At 59.5% G+C, this 18,459-nt stretch carries 15 protein-coding genes; 5 read left to right on the top strand and 10 right to left on the bottom strand.

Going from position 1 to position 18,459, the window contains the following annotated elements:
• Positions 1 to 15: 15 nt before the first annotated feature.
• Both pagP and D781_RS23570 read right to left on the bottom strand, forming a co-directional pair.
• Positions 16 to 606 (bottom strand): lipid IV(A) palmitoyltransferase PagP, encoded by a 591-nt coding sequence (gene pagP / locus D781_RS04480; RefSeq protein WP_015671122.1) that lies wholly within the window; start codon positions 604 to 606, stop codon positions 16 to 18.
• 19 nt (positions 607 to 625) lie between these two features.
• The gene (locus tag D781_RS23570) at positions 626 to 892 is read right to left on the bottom strand and encodes a hypothetical protein (RefSeq protein WP_124014430.1); all 267 of its coding nucleotides are present in this window, start codon (positions 890 to 892) and stop codon (positions 626 to 628) included.
• Between the two features lie 530 nt (positions 893 to 1,422).
• On the opposite strand from D781_RS23570, the gene D781_RS04475 reads away from it, so the two are divergent.
• Positions 1,423 to 3,102: a thiamine pyrophosphate-binding protein gene (locus D781_RS04475; RefSeq protein ID WP_015671121.1), complete on the top strand. Its 1,680-nt coding sequence runs from the start codon at positions 1,423 to 1,425 to the stop codon at positions 3,100 to 3,102.
• A 48-nt stretch (positions 3,103 to 3,150) separates the two neighbouring features.
• Here the strand turns inward: D781_RS04475 and D781_RS04470 are convergent, their stop codons facing one another.
• Complete coding sequence (locus D781_RS04470) at positions 3,151 to 4,254, bottom strand: DUF1615 domain-containing protein (protein WP_015671120.1); 1,104 nt, start codon at positions 4,252 to 4,254, stop codon at positions 3,151 to 3,153.
• Between the two features lie 169 nt (positions 4,255 to 4,423).
• Between D781_RS04470 and tehB the strand changes: the two genes are divergently transcribed.
• From tehB to D781_RS04455, 3 genes are all read left to right on the top strand, one after another.
• Positions 4,424 to 5,032, top strand: a complete 609-nt coding sequence (gene tehB, locus D781_RS04465; RefSeq protein ID WP_015671119.1) for a tellurite resistance methyltransferase TehB — start codon at positions 4,424 to 4,426, stop codon at positions 5,030 to 5,032.
• Between the two features lie 169 nt (positions 5,033 to 5,201).
• A complete protein-coding gene (leuE, locus tag D781_RS04460) occupies positions 5,202 to 5,840 on the top strand; it encodes a leucine efflux protein LeuE (protein ID WP_015671118.1) in 639 nt (212 codons plus the stop codon).
• Between the two features lie 165 nt (positions 5,841 to 6,005).
• On the top strand, positions 6,006 to 7,505 hold the full coding sequence (locus tag D781_RS04455) for an aldehyde dehydrogenase family protein (protein WP_015671117.1): 1,500 nt from the start codon (positions 6,006 to 6,008) through the stop codon (positions 7,503 to 7,505).
• 27 nt (positions 7,506 to 7,532) lie between these two features.
• On the opposite strand, the gene feaR is transcribed toward D781_RS04455, so the two are convergent.
• The 3 genes from feaR to D781_RS04440 all read right to left on the bottom strand — a co-directional run bounded on the left by feaR (position 7,533) and on the right by D781_RS04440 (position 9,505).
• Positions 7,533 to 8,447, bottom strand: a complete 915-nt coding sequence (gene feaR / locus D781_RS04450; protein WP_015671116.1) for a transcriptional regulator FeaR — start codon at positions 8,445 to 8,447, stop codon at positions 7,533 to 7,535.
• Positions 8,448 to 8,676: 229 nt separating this feature from the next.
• Positions 8,677 to 8,889, bottom strand: a complete 213-nt coding sequence (locus D781_RS04445) for a DUF4762 family protein (RefSeq protein ID WP_015671115.1) — start codon at positions 8,887 to 8,889, stop codon at positions 8,677 to 8,679.
• A gap of 391 nt (positions 8,890 to 9,280) precedes the next feature.
• Entirely contained in the window at positions 9,281 to 9,505 is a 225-nt protein-coding gene (locus D781_RS04440; RefSeq protein WP_015671114.1) for a DUF4762 family protein, read from the bottom strand.
• 424 nt (positions 9,506 to 9,929) lie between these two features.
• Here D781_RS04440 and D781_RS04435 point away from each other — a divergent pair, with 424 nt between their 5' ends.
• On the top strand, positions 9,930 to 11,417 hold the full coding sequence (locus D781_RS04435; RefSeq protein ID WP_015671113.1) for a UbiD family decarboxylase: 1,488 nt from the start codon (positions 9,930 to 9,932) through the stop codon (positions 11,415 to 11,417).
• A 24-nt stretch (positions 11,418 to 11,441) separates the two neighbouring features.
• Here D781_RS04435 and D781_RS04430 read toward each other — a convergent pair whose 3' ends face one another.
• From D781_RS04430 to D781_RS04415, 4 genes are all read right to left on the bottom strand, one after another.
• Positions 11,442 to 12,743 (bottom strand): mechanosensitive ion channel domain-containing protein, encoded by a 1,302-nt coding sequence (locus D781_RS04430; protein ID WP_015671112.1) that lies wholly within the window; start codon positions 12,741 to 12,743, stop codon positions 11,442 to 11,444.
• A gap of 84 nt (positions 12,744 to 12,827) precedes the next feature.
• On the bottom strand, positions 12,828 to 13,859 hold the full coding sequence (locus tag D781_RS04425) for an MBL fold metallo-hydrolase (RefSeq protein ID WP_015671111.1): 1,032 nt from the start codon (positions 13,857 to 13,859) through the stop codon (positions 12,828 to 12,830).
• 131 nt (positions 13,860 to 13,990) lie between these two features.
• On the bottom strand, positions 13,991 to 15,241 hold the full coding sequence (locus tag D781_RS04420) for an MFS transporter (RefSeq protein WP_041411717.1): 1,251 nt from the start codon (positions 15,239 to 15,241) through the stop codon (positions 13,991 to 13,993).
• A 49-nt stretch (positions 15,242 to 15,290) separates the two neighbouring features.
• Complete coding sequence (locus tag D781_RS04415) at positions 15,291 to 18,374, bottom strand: beta-galactosidase (protein ID WP_015671109.1); 3,084 nt, start codon at positions 18,372 to 18,374, stop codon at positions 15,291 to 15,293.
• Between the last annotated feature and the right edge of the window lie 85 nt (positions 18,375 to 18,459).

The following is an 18,459-nucleotide window of genomic DNA, read 5'->3' as shown; positions in this document are numbered from 1 at the left end:
GCAAGCTGCGGCAGCTTAAAACTGCCAGCGCAGCCAGGCGAAGAACACGTTGCCGTTATTATAGGTGCCGGGAATGTAGGTCGCCTGGAACGTCAGTTTTTTATAGCCGACGGACGCCAACGGCAGCGGCGCAGGGATCGGGATATAGTTCCAGTTATCGCGGGCGGTCACGCTGGCGGTAAAGCCCAGCCCCAGGCGGAAATCCTTGTCGTCCAGCGGGCGCCAGATTTTCTCATAGGCGTAGCCGCCGATCGGCTCCCATTTATTAAAGGAGTCTTTAAACGCCATGATATAAATGCCGTGCCAGTCACCGTCCTGGTCAAAGCGTGAAATGCCGTAGCCGGCGCCCCATGGCCGCTCGTTGTACTTGTCGATATGCTCATCGTCGTACGTCCAGCGGTTGTGCCAGGTGATCGCCGGGATATAGAGATCGTGATTTGGCGAGTTATTCCAGGTTTCCGCTACGTTATCTTTAAAGCGTTGCCACAGGCCCGGTTTTTCCGCCGGCGCGACGGTGCTATTTTCTGAACCAACCTCAGCCAGAGAAGGCAGTGCAGGAAATATCAACGCCATACAACCGGCCAGGCATGTCCGTTTTAACAACATAAAATAACTCCTGTACAAATTACGGCCGAGGATTCTTACCGATTGCACCTGCAAGATCAAGCCAAGGCAACACTTTCCCGCCGCAAACCGCCGTTCGTTGTCTTTTCGTTAAGTTTAGCTGCTGCACGCCAAACCTCGGTTTTATCCCGGCAAAACCGGGCAAATCGACGATGAAAATCGCCCCCGGCTGCGGCGTGCAAAAATATTTACCCCGGTCAAAAAGCAGAATGTGATCGTACGCAGCAGCGGCGGCCTGACCTGTTGCGGCAATTGTTAACTGCCGCACAAATTTTACCCGCTGGCGCACAGTTAATTACATGTAAAACATTTGTGACATATTGTGTAGGGAAAATAATTAGCACGGTTAACTATTGATTTCTCGTCGCTTGACGGCCGTTTACCGTCGTGCAGATATTAATCACCGTGCGCTCACATCGGCGCCTGCCGCAGCAGAACAATAGCGGCGGGTAAAAGTATCGGCCGCGCAGCCCTTCCCCTGACGGCACGCCGCCTGACCGAATAAACAGCGATTCCCCCTCACTGTCCGGCCGCTGAAAAATACCCGCGCCAGATTATCAGCCGGCCAATTTATCGTTTCCAGATAGTTTCATACGTAAAGCTTCCCATACATTCCCCGCCCCGCGCATCAGCCCCGCTCATCTTGAAGGCCGCCGGCGTTTACATAACTGTTATAGCAACGGACGCAGCGCCACTGATGCCTCGCGGCCTCTGTACACCGACAACTACAACATCGCCAGCAACCCCGCTTGCTGATTTCTACCTGAAACAAAAAAGACAATGAATTCGGAGCTAGAGATGAAAATCACTATCGGACAATTTCTCCTGCAACAACTTCGCGCCCTGAATATTGAGCATATCTACGGCGTGCCCGGCGACTATAATCTGGCGCTGCTGGAAATGATTGAGCATGACGATAGCGTGCAGTTTGTCGGCAACTGCAACGAGCTGAACGCCTCTTACGCCGCCGACGGCTATGCCCGTCTCAACGGCGCCGGCGCGCTGATTACCACCTACGGCGTCGGCGACCTGGCCGCGCTGTCCGGCATTGCCGGCGCCTACGCCGAATCGTCGCCGGTGATCTGCCTGGCCGGCACCCCGCCGCTGCACGCGATGAAGGATCACGCCCTGCTGCACCATTCGCTGGCGGACGGCAACTTCGACAACGTGATGAACTGCTTTAAACAGTTCACCGTCGCTCAGGCGCTGATTACGCCGGAAAACGCCGCCCGGGAAATCCCGCGGCTGATCGCCGCCGCCTGGACGGAGAAAAAGCCGGTCTATCTGCAGCTGCCGTCGGATATCTGCGAGGTGCAGATTGATATCGCCGAGCCGGTTGCCCCGCCGCAGCTGCCCGCCAGCGACGCCCACAACCTGCAGCTGGCCGCCAAGGCGCTGCTGCAGCGGCTGCGCGCCGCCAAATACCCGCTGATGCTGGTCGATCAAATGGTCGACCGCTATCAACTGCAACAGTTGACCATCGCCGTGGCGCAGCGCTTCGGCATTGCGCTGACCAATATGCCGACCGCCAAATGCATCATTCCGGAAACCACCGCCGGCTGGATGGGCGGCTACAGCGGCAACCTGTCGCGCCCGGAGCTGTTTGAGCTGATGGCAAAATCCGACTGCGTGCTGAGCTTCGGCGTACGCCTGGTGGATTCCACCACCGGTTACTTCTCCCATCAGATCCCGGCCGCAGCGCAGGTTGATATCCAGCCCTACTCGCTGAAGTTCGACAACACCGCCTACCCGGCGGTAGCGACCGCCGATCTGCTGCAGGCGCTGCTGGACGCCGACGATCGGCCGCACGCAGCGCCGATGGCGGTGCTGCCTAATCCGCACGCGCAGCTGGCGGCCCCCAGCGACGCGCCGCTCGATCAGGCCTATTTCTGGCAGCGGATGAGCCGCTTTATTCGTGAGGACGACGTACTGGTGGTGGAAAACGGCACCTCGGGCGCCGCAGTTGGCGGCATGCGCATGCCGGACGGGGTGAAAGTGGTTAACCAACCGATCTGGGGCTCCATCGGCTATACCCTGCCGGCGCTGCTCGGCACGCTGATGGCGGCGCCGCAGCGACGCCATATGCTGTTTATCGGCGACGGCTCCTTCCAGTTAACCGCGCAGGAGGTCTCCACCCTGCTGCGCTATGAGCAGAAACCGATCATCTTCCTGATCAATAACGACGGCTACACCATTGAGCGCTACATTCTGGGGGAAAATTCGTCCTACAACGATATCGGCCCGTGGGACTACGCCAAACTGCCGGCGGTGCTTAATACCCAGGCGCGGCCGTTCTGCGCGGCGGTGGAAACCAGCCAGCAGCTGGAGCTGGCGCTGGAGCACGCCTCGCGTCAGGAAACGCTGGCGTTTATCGAGGTCAAACTGCCGATGATGGATACGCCGCCGGTAATGAAAGAGTTCTGCAACCGCTGCAATAGCTTTAACTTCGGCCTGAGCAACCCGCGCCGCAGCGCATAACGCGTCCGGCGGCCGGCGTAAGGTTCCCCCCGCCGGCCGCCTCCCCGCTTAACGGGCGCGCGCCATACAGCTCTGACGCCGGTCGTCCACCCGCTTGGCAAACCAGGCGGTGGTCAGCTTACGGGTGATTTTCGGGCTTTCCAGGGTAATGCCCGGCAGCATCTCACGCGGCAGTTTTTTCCCGGCGGTTTTATCCGCCAGCGCAAACACCTGCCGATACAGATCGGTGTCTTCAAACTCCAGCGTGTCGCCTTTCTCCAGCGCGCGACGAATGGCGGAATGGCTGATATCCAGCCGCTTCGCCAGCGTACGCACCGCCAGTTCAGTGGTGCCCGGCTTATCGCTGCCGTAAATAATCAAATCACCGTCCAGCGCCAGCGGAATGCCGCTGGCCTGGCTGACCGCGCTCTGGAAGGCGGCGTTACGGCTGGCGTACCAGCCAGCGTTAAAGTCGGCGAAGCGATACAGCGAGCGGCTGTAATTGGCCGGATAGCCCAGCAGATGCATAATGCCGAAATACATGCCGCCGCGGCGGCTGAACACTTCGCGGCGAATCGAACCGTCGATCGGGTACGGGTAGCCTTTGGCATGCGCTTCGGCAAAGGCGATGCTGACCTGCATCGGCCCGCCGGTGCGCACCGGGTTTAGGCTGCCGAACAGGCGCTGCCCCATCGGCACCATATCGATAAAGTCGTCGAAGATGGCGCTCAACTCTTTTTCACTGCGCACCTTGTCCAGACGCTCGCTGTAGCTTTTACCGTTGGACGACTTGAGCAACAGCGCGGTACGCACCACAAAGTGCGGAATATGCAGCTTATCGGCGCGGCGATCGATCTCCTGCCAGGCGATCTTCGACAGCCCCGGCACCTGCGGGTCGGCGTGGAAGGTCGACTCCTGCCCGGTCACCGCCAGCACCGCGCACAGGTTCTCGTCGCTGGGATCCAGCCCCTGGGCGGCGAACGCGGCGGTGATATCGCCGGCCCACGCCTGTTTGTTCTGCGCGTTAGCCGGCATCAGCCTGACCACCTGCGCCTTCACCTCTGCCGGGCTGCGGCTGGGCGCCTGCGGCGTGATATTGCTGGTACAGCCGGCCAGCGCCAGCAGCGCGGTCAACGTCAGCGCGCGACCGGTGAACATTCGATAATTAGGCATCTTTTCCCTGATCGTTAAGGTATGTGCGCTCAAGACGTTATCCCAGCCGCGCCGGATGATCCAGCCCCGCAGAGGGAAAAGCCGGCGTATCGATCTGCGATGGCGGATCGGCGCAATAAGGTGTATTTTACATGCAATTTAAAAAACGCAATCCGTACAAGGAGCCCTCATGTCTGCAGACATTCAGCCGGAAGACTATTTTCATCAGAAATATGGCCTAACCCGCACCCATTCGGAAGTGGTCGCCGCCGCCGGCAAGATACCCGCCGGCAAGGCGCTGGACCTGGGCTGCGGCGGCGGACGCAACGCACTGTATCTGGCGCTGAAGGGGTTTGACGTCACCGCCTGGGATAAAAACGCCGTGGCGATCGCCGAGCTGAACCGCATTATCGATGCCGAAGGGCTGAGCAATATCCGCGCCACGGTGCAGGATCTGAACAGCCTGCGCTTCCAGGGCGACTATGATTTTATTCTCTCCACGGTGGTGATGATGTTTCTGCAGCCTGCGGCAATCCCGTCGATCATTCAGGATATGCAGGCCGCCACCGTCAGCGGCGGCCATAACCTGATCGTCGCCGCGATGGATACGCCGGACTTCCCCTGCCCGCTGCCGTTCCCCTTCGCCTTTAAGCCCGACGAGCTGAAGAGCTACTACCGGGAGTGGCAAATCGTAAAATACAATGAAGACGTCGGCGAACTGCATAGAACCGACGCCAACGGCAACCGCATCAGGCTGCGCTTCGCCACGCTGCTGGCGCGCAAGCCCGCCCCTCTCTGACGGCGCACCGCTGTCGCGCGGCAATCTGTGCGCTAGCGCGGGAATCGCGTTGCCAATCTCGGCGCGCGGCGTTAGGATCGCGCCCGGCCAAAAGACGGGCCAGGGATTACGCCGCGCCGCTTCACGACGATCAACGCGCAGGTGCGGCCAAGCATTTTGAGAGGTTATCGTGTTAGAAAGTTTCGGCGTCCTGAATTTATGGACCTACCTGGCCGGGGTGGTATTTATTATCGTGCTGCCCGGCCCCAACACCCTGTTCGTACTGAAAACCGGCATCTCGCGCGGCATCCGCGCCGGCTACACCGCCGCGCTCGGCGTATTTATCGGCGACGCCATTCTGATTTTCTGCGCCTATATCGGCGTGGCCACGCTGATCCGTACCACGCCGTTGCTGTTTACGCTGGTGCGCTATCTGGGGGCGCTCTATCTGCTGTTCCTCGGCGTGAAGATCCTCTACGCCAACTTTATGCAGAAGCAGCAGCCGGAGCACCAGGCGCTGGAAGGCAGCCACAGCATTCTGCGCAAGGCGCTGACGCTCAGCCTGACCAACCCCAAGGCGATTTTGTTTTACGTGTCGTTCTTCGTGCAGTTTATCGACTTTAACTACGCGCATACCGGGCTGTCTTACACCATCCTGGCGCTGATTCTGGAGTCGGTCAGCTTTATCTATCTGAGCACGCTGATCTTTGCCGGCAGCATGCTGGCGCACTTCTTCAGCCATAAAAAACGGCTGGCCAAGCTGGGCAACGGCCTGATCGGCCTGCTGTTCCTCGGCTTCGCCACCCGCCTGGCGACGCTGAGTTCCTGAGCCGCGCCACAACCGGGGCGCTCTGACGCCCCGGCCCTACCACCGCCATTTTGTCACGGCGGACAAACCAAATGTCAGGCAGAGCAAACTTTCCTCCCGCCATCGCGACTATGCTAAATCGGTAAAATTTTTCCCGATCGTTCTCTTCGTATGACAGGAGGGCATATGCCTGATACTACCGTAGCAGTGATGGACAACGTGTTGCGCTTTCTCGAACGTCAGCACGGCTTGTATATCGATGGGCAATGGCAAAGCTCGCAGTCCGCAGCGCGCCTGCCGGTGTATAACCCCGCCGACGGCCGGCAAATCGCCACCACCGCCGACGCCAGCGCCGGCGACGTCGACCGCGCGGTGCAGTCCGCCCATCGGGCATTTCGCGACGGCGTCTGGTCGCGGCGTCTGCCGGCCGAGCGCGAACGTATTCTGCTGCGCTATGCCGATCTGGTGGAACAGCACGCCGAAGAGCTGGCGCAGCTGGAAACGCTGGAGCAGGGAAAATCCATCAATATCTCCCGCGCGTTTGAAGTAGGCTGCACCCTGAACTGGATGCGCTATACCGCCGGGCTGAGCACCAAAATTACCGGCCAGACGCTGGACGTTTCCATCCCGATGCCGCCGGGCGCCAATTACCAGGTCTACACCCGCAAAGAGCCGATTGGCGTGGTGGCCGGCATTGTGCCGTGGAATTTCCCGCTGATGATCGGCATCTGGAAAGTGATGCCGGCGCTGGCCGCCGGCTGTTCGATCGTGATTAAACCGTCGGAAACCACGCCGCTGACCCTGCTGCGGATGGCCGAGCTGGCCAGCGAAGCCGGCGTGCCGCCGGGGGTCTTCAACGTGGTGACCGGCAGCGGCGCCGTCTGCGGCAAAGCGCTGACCGAACATCCGCAGGTCGCCAAAGTCAGCTTTACCGGCTCAACCGCCGTGGGCAAGGGCATTGCCCGCGCCGCCGCGGACCGGCTGACGCGCGTCACGCTGGAGCTGGGCGGCAAGAATCCGGCTATCGTGCTGAAAGACGCCGATATCCCGCAGGTGGTCGAAGGCCTGATGATGGGCAGTTTCCTCAATCAGGGGCAGGTGTGCGCCGCCAGCTCGCGTATCTATATCGAAGCGCCGATTTACGACCAACTGGTCGCCGGCTTTGAGCAGGCGGTGAAATCGCTCAGCGTCGGGCCGGGCATGGATCCGACGGCGCAGATCAACCCGCTGGTTTCCCGCGCGCACCGCGACAAGATCGCCGCCTATCTGGCGGACGCCAGAAACAAGCGCGCCGAACTGATCAGCGGCGCCGACGGCCCGGCGGGCGACGGTTTCTATATTCCGCCAACCCTGGTGGTCAACCCGGACGACAGCCTGAACCTGACGCGCGAAGAGGTGTTCGGCCCGGTGGTCAACCTGATCCGGGTGGCGGACGGTGAAGAAGCTCTGCAGAAAGCCAACGACAGCGATTACGGCCTGACCGCCAGCCTGTGGACCACCAGCCTGCAAACCGCGATGTCCTATACGCCGCGCATTCAGGCCGGTACGGTGTGGGTCAACACCCATACGCTGATTGACGCCAATATGCCGTTCGGCGGCTTTAAACAGTCAGGCAGCGGCCGCGACTTCGGGCCGGACTGGCTGGACGCCTACACCGAAAGCAAATCCGTCTGTATCCGCTACTGAGCAGCTTCCCCCGGCCCGGCCGGGGGATTACTGATAGCGCCTGCGGTATTCACTGGGTGAAACGCCAAAGTGCGTTTTAAACGCGGTGGAAAAATGGCTGTGGTCGCGAAATCCCCAGTCATCGCTGAGGCGGGAAAGTTTCTGCCGCGGCGGCGCATGGCGCAGCGCCTGCGCGCACAATTCCAGACGCCGATGCTTAATATACTGCGCCACCACCAGCCCGTGGCGGGCGAACATCCGGTACAGCGTGCGCAGCGACATGCCGTTCGCCTCTGCCACCCACTCCGGCCGTAGATGCTCAGACTGAATATGGCGGTCGATAAAGCTCAACGCCTGCTTAAAACCGCGATCGTTCTCCGCGTCCGTCCCCTCTCCGCCGGCCACCAACGGACGCAGCAGACTGGCCAGCGCGCTCAGCGTCGCCTCGCTCTCTGCCGCCGCCAGCATTGGGCTGTCGAGATAACCGCGCACCAGCTGCTGGCTGAACCTGACCAGCGAGCTGCCGGCTTCAAGACGCACGGCGCACTGCACCTTGCCCTGCCGCACCGACGTTTCAAGGTAGTCGCGCGGCAACAGCAGCGATATCTGCTGCGAGTCCTGCTGGAACAGAAAATTGCTGGGCTGCCCGGCGTCAATCAGCGTCATATCACCGGCCGACAGGCTGGCACGCCTTTCGCCCTGCTCCATCAGGGCGCTGCCGCGCAGCTGAAATACGGTAAAAAAATAGCCGCCGTTGCTCTGGGCGATTTCCCGCCGGGTGCGGTACAGCCGCGCCTGCGCCGCATCCACAATGCTCAGCCGCAGCGCATGCGTATGATAGGTTCGCATCGCGCCGCAAAACCCCGCCCCCAGCGTATTAGCGCAAAAACGCCCGCAGGCCGCGTTGATGCTTTGCAGCCATTCGTCAAAACCGGCACTCCGGGCCCGTACGGAAACCGCCATAATGTCCCCTTCCAGCTATCAGCCGTGACGCAGATAACAGCGGCGTCGATCATGCTGCCAACATAGTCACTCGTTAACCGTTAAGCAACAACGGACGGGAGATTTAACGGTGCGATCACAAGTTTGCGCCCGGCAGCGGCGTACGACGGGAGGATAACGGATAAAAAAACGGGTGCGGCAACGCACCCGGAGTTGTTACTGGTTTGGCCCGCACCAGCAGGCTCAGATCTTAAGGCGTCGGCGTTGGTTTGGCAGGACAGTAGTTATTCGCCACCGCGTTTATCGTCTTATTCGGCACACCAAACTTATTACGGCACTCAACAACCGAATAGCATGTGTTGCTATTTCCCCCGGCGCCCCATTCAAATTTTTCCGGGTTGCAGAAACGAATATAATAACCGCCGATCACCTTATCAGCTTTCTTCATGCTCATTTTTTTCATTTGAATATCCTTATATGATGACATTGATATATCAAATAAGAGAAACAGCCACACCGCAAACAGAGAATATATCAGGTGGTGTTTTCCTTACGTCATTAAGTTTAGTCACTAAAAAAACAAGAGTAAAATACTGTCGCCATAAACAGACAATAATGGGATATCACTGAACAATTTAAAGGAATACTCGCGTCATTCACCACGGGTTGGCACGGGGTAATCAACAAAATACAGGATGGTTAAACATCGGCGTAGCATACGCAAGGCAAAGCACTCAACCGATATCTACCGTGGGTAAAATTGACAGAAATGATGCAAATGAGGGCAGGAATACACCGGAATGTAAAACCTTCCGAGATCGGGTGCGGCAGCGCGCCACACCCGGTAAAACAGCTTACGGCGTCGTTGGAGGCGTGGTGGTACCGCCGCCGCTCGAGGCACAGTTGCTCACTGGCACATAGAACATCACTTTGGTCGGCTGACCAAACTTGTTGGTGCAGTTTCTGACGGCGGTACAGGCGTCAGCGCCGCCGATCGTGGTTTTTTCATAGCGGGTCTCGGAACAATTATAATAACCGCCAATGATATTGGATGATTCCATCATGGTCATCTTTTTCATTTTGACATCCTTAATAATGATATTGGTGTGTTTGCACAAGAAAACGCCCTGACCAATTAATAGTCAAGACAAAACATTACTCTCCTGCAAATCGATTATAGGTAGCGATAAAAAAAAGAGTCAATTCCATTCTCCGCCCCCTCAAAGATAAACAGATAACACCCCATGATTAGCAAGAATAATCACAGAAAAATAGCTAATTAAATTCATCAATAAAATAACAGTTGATGCTATAAAATAGAATTCTATCATTCAGCCGTTTTCTAACGCCGCAAGACAGCGATAGCAACAGCGGCGCCTCTCCCCTTTTCTCCCGGTATCGGCCGCCGCCGCGATACGCCACACCACCATCTTACGCACAGACCCATGGCTCCGTCTCGGCTACTCTGGAACGTGATAACAACCTGTTACTGAGGAGCAAAGTATGGACCATCTGCCTGCCGCCACGGACTTTCGCCAGTTTATCGCCTATCTGCGTGCACATCAGGAGCTGCTGGATATCGACGTCATCGTCAGCCCTGAGCTGGAAGCCGGCGCGATTACCCGTAAGGTGTATGAAACCGGCGCGCCGGCGCCGCTGTTTCAGACGCTGGGGAATAACCCGCACGGCTTTCGGATCCTTGGCGCCCCGGCCGGGTTAAGCCGTCGCGACGGCCAGCGCTATGCCCGGCTCGCCGCCCACTTCGGCCTGCCAAAACAGGCCACGCCGCGTGAAATATTGGAGACCATTATCGCCGCCGGCGATCGGACGCCCATCGCGCCGCGTCAGGTCAGCAGCGCCCCCTGCCAGCAGAACGTACTGCTGGGCGACGATGTCGATCTGCTGCGCTTTCCCATTCCGCTGCTGCATCAGGAAGACGGCGGCCGTTACTTCGCCACCTACGGCTTCCACGTGGTGCAATCCCCCGACGGCCGCTGGGACAGCTGGTCCGTGGCGCGCGCTATGCTGCACGATCAGCGCACGCTGGTCGGCCCGGCGATGGCGCAGCAGCATATCGGCATGATCCACCAAATGTGGCGCGAACAGGGCAAAAATACCCCCTGGGCGATGGTGCTGGGCGCACCGCCGGCGGCCATGGCGGTCGCCGGCATGCCGCTGCCCGCCTGGGTCAGCGAGCCGGGCTATATCGGCGCGCTGACCGGCCGACCGGTAGAGGTGGTCAAATGTCAAACCAACGACCTGTACGTGCCAGCATCGGCGGAAATCGTGGTGGAAGGTGAAATCAGTCTCGATCAGACCGCGATGGAAGGGCCGATGGGCGAGTACCACGGCTATGCCTTCGCCGAAGGCAAGCCGCAGCCGCTGTTCCACGTCAAGGCGGTGACCTACCGCGACCGCGCCATTTTACCCATCTGCGTCGCCGGCACGCCGCCGGAAGAGAACCACACGCTGTGGGGTACCATGATTTCCGCCGAGGCGCTGAAGCACTGTCGTCAACAGCAGCTGCCGATCGATATGGCCTGGTGTTCCTATGAGGCCGCCACCTGCTGGCTGGTGCTGTCGGTGGATAGGGAAAAATTAGCGGCGCTGAACACCGACGCCGACGGGCTGGTGCGGATGATTGCCGACAGGTTCTTCGCCTCGCATGTCGCCTGGCTGGTGCCGAAAATCATCCTGGTCGGCAACGATATCGATATTACCGATATCAATCAGGTGGTCTGGGCGCTGGCAACCCGCAGCCATCCGAAACGTGATTTCCATGACTTTAGCGACAGCCCCGGCATTCCTATGGTGCCGTACCTGGACGCCGAGGATAAGCAGGCCGGCAGAGGCGGAAAAATGATTATCAACTGCCTGTTTCCGGAAGCGTTCACCGGGCGACAGCGCGCCGCCACCGCCAGTTTTGAACACTCCTTTCCTGAGACAATCAAGCAGCAGGTGAACCGCCGCTGGCGCGACTACGGCTTTTAACCCCGCCGTATACGCTATGCCCGCCTAAAGGCGGCGCTCGATGTCCTGCACGCTAACTGCGTTGCCCCCCGCCGGCGGATCGGCGGGGAGAGCATGCCCGCCGTGGCGCGTTCTTTTCGGCATCATATTGTTCATATCAATACCCGATGGCTTCTGATAGATGCCCAGCGCGAAATAGCGGGCCGTGGCGTACATGTATTCGAAAATTTCCGACTGCGTATCTTCGTACTCGCTCCAGAACACCTTGGAGGTAAAGCAGTACACCTCGATCGGCAGACCTTCTGAAGTCGGGCTCAGCTGACGCACCACCAGGTACATATCATTACGGATATCGTCGCGCGCCTTCAGATATTCGAGCAGGTATTTACGGAACAGGCCGAGATTGGTGATGCCGTGGTGGATCAGTTGCTCATCGGACAGCGTCTCCATCTTGGTGCTGAGATAGTCGCTCAGCCCGGCGAACTTCACCGGCGAGACCGTTTTCAGCCGCTCCAGCAGCACGCCGTCGGCAAAGGTGATGCTGGACTGATCGATAAAGAAACTGCGCTTAATGCGTCGGCCGCCCGAGGAGAACATCGGCTGCCAGTTGGTATAGGTTTCGGTAATAAAGTTCTTGGTCGGCACCCGGGAGACGGTGTTGTCCCAGTTGCGGATGGTGATGGTATGCAGCGCAATATCCGTCACCTCACCGCTGATATTGCCCTGCGGCATCTCCACCCAATCCCCCAGCTGGATCACGTTGGAGGACGACAGCTGAATATTGGCCACCAGCGAAATCAGCGTATGCTGGAACACAAACATCAGCACCGCGGCAACCGCACCCAGGCTGGAGATAATGATCACCGGCGACTTGTTGGACAGCGTGGCGATCACCAAAATAGTGGCGATCGACGACACGATGATCTTGCCGATCTGCACATAGCCTTTGATCGAGTGGGATTTTTCGCCGTGTTTGCGAATGTAGGCGCTGTTGCTGATATCCAGCAGTTCATTAATCAACATCGCCGAGTCGATAATAAACAGCACGCCGCAGATCGCCTGAATGGTTTCCAGCAGCCCCGGCGGCAGCCCCATCACCAAACCCGACAGAAAATAAACCGTCACCACCGGCACAATATGGGCCAGCCGTTTGGCGACCTGCATATCCTTATCCAACGGATCGGATTTATGAGTATGTAATATAAAGCGTCTGACAATGCCCAGCAGGAACAGTTTACAGACAGCAAAAGAGAGGAAACCGGCGAATAACAGAAAGACGATCGACATCAGCGAATAAGTCAGCGGATTCGCCAGTAACCAGTTCCAGACAGATAACAGCTCTTGCATGTCAGAGATCTCAATCAAGGGAAAATACCCTGCCACAAGGATAGCGATTCTTCAGCGCTTTTTTTCACCAATTATGTGGTCAGCTTATGATTCAGTCCGCCACCAGCGGCTGCCGGCGTGCGGCTGCGTCAGATCGAGACGTTCCCCCATCATCGGCGTCGACAGTGAGATCGCACGCTCGGCGGCCAGGCGCGTCACCCGATCGAACGGATCTTCCCAGAGATGCATGCTTAGATCAAAGGTGCCGTTATGGATCGGCACCAGCCAGCGCCCGCCCAGATCCTGATGCGCCTGCACCGTCTGCTCAGGATGCATATGCACATAGGGCCACTGCTTGTCATAGGCGCCGGTTTCCATCAGCGTCACGTCGAACGGCCCGAACCGCTGCCCGATCTCGGCAAACCCGCTAAAGTAGCCGCTGTCGCCGCTGAAGAATAGCCGCATATCGTCGTCAATGATCACCCAGGAGGCCCACAGCGTACGATTGCCGTCGCGCAGGCTTCGGCCGGAAAAGTGCTGCGCCGGCGTGGCCGTCAGCTGCAGGCCGTCCACCTCCGTTCCCTGCCACCAGTCAAACTGCTGCACCTTCTGCGGCGCGATGCCCCAGTCGATCAGACGGTCGCCCACGCCCAGCGGCGCCAAAAACAGCGCCGTCTTGCCGTCCAGCGCGCGGATTGCGGCGGCGTCCAGGTGATCGTAATGATCGTGCGATAAAATCACCCCACGGATCGGCGGCAAATCGGCCAGCGCAATCGGCGGTGCATGGAAGCGCTTCGGACCAACGAACGACAGCGGCGAGGCGCGCTCGGAAAACACCGGATCGGTCAGCCACCACTGGCCGCGCAGTTTAATCAGCAGCGTCGAATGGCCCAGCCGGTACAGGCTGCGGTCCGGCGCCTGCCGCAGCATCTCCCGCGTCAGCGGGCTGAGCGGGATGTCGCCGTCCGGCACGGTGCCGCGCGGTTTATTGAAAAAGAAATTCCACCACACGCGTAGCGTCGAGGTCGGCAGTTCATCCGGCGCGGCGGCGCGGGCATTGCGAAAGCGTTGATCCACCGCCTGCGGCGACCACGAATAATCGCCGATAACGCGGCGGAAACGGGAAAATAGGCGCAATAGGGTTATCCTCAGGGCTACGAGCCGGCAACACGCGGGCAACACAGGATGTTAGTCCCTCGCCGCCTCCGCCACCAGAGGGAAATCGTGCTCTGCATCGGGCGCAGCATAACGCTGCGCCCCCGCCCGCGTTACAGCGCCTCTTTGGCCCGGCGACGCAGCGAGAACGGCCCGGGGCCGCTGAGGGTGAACGCCGACATCAGCGTAAAGCCCAGCGTGACCAGCCCCAGCACCAGATACGCGCCCTGGAAGCCGATGCTTTCATACATATTGCCGGCCAGCACCGACATAAAAATCATCGCCAGCTGTTTGAAGAAGCAGAAACACACCAGATAGACGGTGGCCGAAAAACGCACCTCAAACTGGCTAGTAATGTATTTGAAGCAGCCGACAATCAGGAACGGCACCTCAAACATATGCAGCGTTTTCAGGATCACCACTTCCAGCGCCGAGGTGGCGAACGAGGAGCCGATAATACGCACCGACATAATGGCGCCCGCCAGCAGCAGCGCATTCTTGCCGCCGATGCGGTTAACGATCAGCGGTGCAAAAAACATGATGGTGGCGTTCAGCAGTTCGCCCAGCGTGGTGACATAGCCAAACACCCGGGTACCCTGCTCGCCGGAGGCGAAGAACGAGGTGAAAAAGTTGGCGAACTGCTGGTCAAACACATCGTAGGTACAGGAGACGCCCACCACATACAGCGACAGGAACCACAGTTTCGGCTGCCTGAACAGCTCCAGGGCCAGCTTCAGGCTGAAGGCGTTCTGGTTAGCGCCCACGGCATCCGCCACCGCCGCGGAAGAGTGCGTCTCAGTGCGCGAAAAGAACAGCAGCAGCGCCAGAATAACGGCGCAGCCGGACCCCAGCCAGAACACAAACTCATTGTTGATGGTGAACATAACGCCGACGATCGAGGCGCACAGCGCCCAGCCCACGCAGCCGAACATGCGCGCGCGGCCGAATTCAAAACGGCTGCGGCGGCTGACCTTTTCAATATAGGCTTCGATCGCCGGCGCGCCGGCGTTGTAAATAAAGCCGAGATAGATCCCACCGACGATCGACCCCAATAAGATATTAAACTGTAATAACGGGCCGAAGACGTAAATAAAGAACGGGGCAAACATCACCAACATGCCGGTGATCGTCCACAGCAGGTGTTTACGCAAGCCAAGCTTGTCGGAAATCAGGCCGAAAACCGGCTGGAACAGCAGAGAAAACAGCGAAATACAGGCGAAAATCACGCCGGTGTCCCGCTGGCTGATATGGTTGATCTCATGCAGCCAGATGGGGAAGAACGGGAAATAGGCTCCCATAATAAAAAAGTAAAAGAAGAAGAAAAAACCGAACATCCAAAAATTAGTATTTTTTAAATAATACATCATGGATTTCCTCAGTTAAAAAATAGGCAGGCCCAGGCCTGCCCGCTTATTATTGTTGGCCCCAGACCAGCTGGTAGCGATAGCGCCCGGCGCTGAGCAGGTATTCCGGCGCGACGGAAGGGCTCCAGGAGTCGTCGCCGCCAATCCCCATATGGAAGCCGTCAATATTTAGCCAGACGCCCTCCTCCGGCTGCAGCAGATGGCGATGGCTGGTCTCCATCAGCTGCCGCTGGCCGTAACGGCTGATGTTGAACTGGAAGTCGCCGCGCCAGCGGTGCGCGCCATACTGCAGCTCGCGGGTGCCGCAGTGCAGGCCGTTTTCACACGGGAAGACGTACGGGGTGTACATCGCCTCCAGCGGCTGCTCCCAGCGGTCAAAACAGGCGGAACTCAGACGGTCCGGGTAGTTTTCATGCGGCCCCAGCCCCAGCCAGCTCACGCGCGGCGCCCGCTGCGCCAGCCGGCAGCTCAGGCCGATGCGCGCCGGCGGCGGCGTACCGTTGGCGATCGCCACCTCCGCCGTTATCTGCATCTCGCCGAGGCCGTTAATGCGGTAGGTTTTGCGGCTGATAAACAGCGTTTCGCCCTGATGCTTCCAGGCATGCGCGGTGGTAATCAGCACCGCGCGCGACAGCGCTTCGGCCTCGCACTGCAGCAGCACGGCTTCCGCCCGGTAGTGGCCGGCAGCCTTCCAGCGCTCGACCCAGGCGTTCGGATCGATGCGGGTCACCTCGCTGACGCCAATATCATTATCCAGCGGCGCGCGGGTGAACTGATCAAGCAGCGGGCTAAGCAGCTGCGGCTCTTCATCTATCCAGTACTGCGTCAGCACGCCCTGCCGACGGCAGAACGCCCAGCGCTGTCTGCCCAGCGCAATGCTGAACTGCGCCTCACTGCTGGAGAGCTGCGGCGCCTCGCCGGCGTGTACCACGGGCTGCGCGTCGAGTTTTTCTTCCAGCGCCCACTGCTGCCAGGCGCTGAGATGCCCGGCCGGCGACCATGCCGTCGCCTGCGGCTGCACCACCCGCACCGTCAGCCACAGCTGCCCCGCCGTTTCCGGCAGCGGCACCGCCGGCAGGGTAATCGTCTGACGTCCCTGCGGAGCGATATCCAGCACCGCTTCTCCCGCAGCCAGCGGCCGGCCATCCTGTGCAATCGACCAGTGCAGCACTTCGTTATCGCTGTGGCGGAACAGGTATTCGCTGGTGACCTCAATCCGCCGCTCCTCGCCCGGCAGCAGCGTAAACTGAAACAGCTGCTGCGCATGCTTGGCCTCATACAGCGAAGGATGCGGCGTGCGATCCGCAAACAGCAGCCCGTTCATACAGAACTGGCGATCGTTGGGCGTATCGCCAAAGTCGCCGCCGTACGCCGACCACGGCGTACCGTCTGCGTCGTGCTTGATCAGCGACTGATCCACCCAGTCCCAGACAAAGCCGCCCTGCAGCCGCGGATACTGACGGAAAGCCTGCCAGTACTTGGCGTAACCGCCCAGGCTGTTGCCCATCGCATGGGCGTATTCACAGAGGATCAGCGGGCGCTGCTCGCCCGGCATCGACAGCCATTTTTTGATCGACCACTTCGGCGCAACGGGAAACGGCTGATCCTGATCGACGCGCGCATACATCGGGCAGATAATATCGGTCGCCGCGCTATTCGCGCCGCCGCCTTCGTACTGCACCGGGCGCGACGGGTCGGCCGACTTCAGCCAGCGGTAAAGCGCGTCGTGATTGGCTCCGTGGCCGGACTCATTGCCCAGCGACCAGATAATAATGCTCGGATGGTTGCGATCGCGCTGCACCATCCGCGTTACGCGCTGGCTCATGGCCGGCAGCCAGTGCGGATCGTCGCTCAGGCGGCTCATCGGCGTCATGCCGTGCGTTTCGATATTCGCCTCGTCCACCACATACAGGCCGTAGCGATCGCAGAGCCTGTACCACAGCGGGTGGTTCGGGTAGTGCGAGCAGCGCACCGCGTTAAAGTTATGCTGCTTCATCAGCAGGATGTCCTGCTGCATGGTCTCTTCATCCATCACCTGCCCGCGCTGCGGATGATGTTCGTGGCGGTTGGTGCCGCGGATCAGCAGCGGTTTGCCGTTCAGTAGCAGCAGACCGTTTTCAATGCTGACCTGACGGAAGCCGACGTCGCAGGCTTCTGCCTCAATCAGCGTGCCGTCGGCACGCTGCAGCAGCACCAGCGCGCGATATAGGTGCGGGGTTTCCGCACTCCACAGCGCCGGATGCTCCACCTCCAGCCGCAGCGTGGTGCGCTCGGCATAGGCGCCGCGCTCATCGATAAGCGCGCTGCCGAAAGGCGCGCTGGCCTCCGCGCTCAGAGCGTTGTCCCGCCACAGCTGCACGGTAACGCGTAAGTCATCACTCACTTCCCCCGCCATGCGGACCTCGGCCTCCAGCTGCGCGCGGCTGAAATCAGCATTAAAGCGGGTGGCAATGTGCAGATCGCGGATGCGTACCGCCGGCTTATGCAGCAGGGACACATCGCGGAAAATACCGCTCATCCGCCACATATCCTGATCTTCCAGATAGCTGCCGTCGCTCCAGCGCAGCACCATCACCGCCAGGCGGTTTTCCCCCTGCTGCAGAAAATCGCTGAGATCAAATTCGGACGGCAGACGGCTGTCCTGGCCGTAGCCCACCCAGCGCCCGTTGCACCACAGGTGAAACGCGGAGCTAACGCCGTCAAAGATGATGCGGGTCTGCTCACCGCTTACCGTCCGCTTGTCCAGACTAAATGTGAGCGAATAACAGCCCGTCGGGTTATCGGCCGGCACGCGCGGCGGATCGACCGGGAACGGATAGGTGATGTTGGAGTAAATCGGCACATCGTAACCGTCCATCTGCCAGTTGGAGGGGACGGTTACGGTGTCGGCATCGGGCAGATCGCTCAGGCGCCAGCTTTCCGGCACCGCCTCCGGCGCGGCAAACCAGCTAAATTTCCAGTCGCCGTTCAGGCTGCGCAACCGATCGGAATGTTGGTCGCTGCGCGCCGCGTCGGCATTGCGCCAGCTGTAAAAAGGCGGATGCGCCTCCAGACGGTTAAGCTGCGTCACGCCGGGATTTTCCCAGTCGCGGCGCGCCAGTACCGCAGCGAGTGATTCCGTATTCATGGTCATGGCCGTGTCCTATTACAAATTGATATCCGCTCACAATTAACCAAGAACATACGGAGACGAAGCAAATACTGTAAAGGACCGGCTG

The organism is Serratia sp. FGI94, from assembly GCF_000330865.1.
Taxonomy (GTDB): domain Bacteria; phylum Pseudomonadota; class Gammaproteobacteria; order Enterobacterales; family Enterobacteriaceae; genus Serratia_B; species Serratia_B rubidaea.
This window is presented reverse-complemented; position numbering and strand designations above follow the sequence as displayed.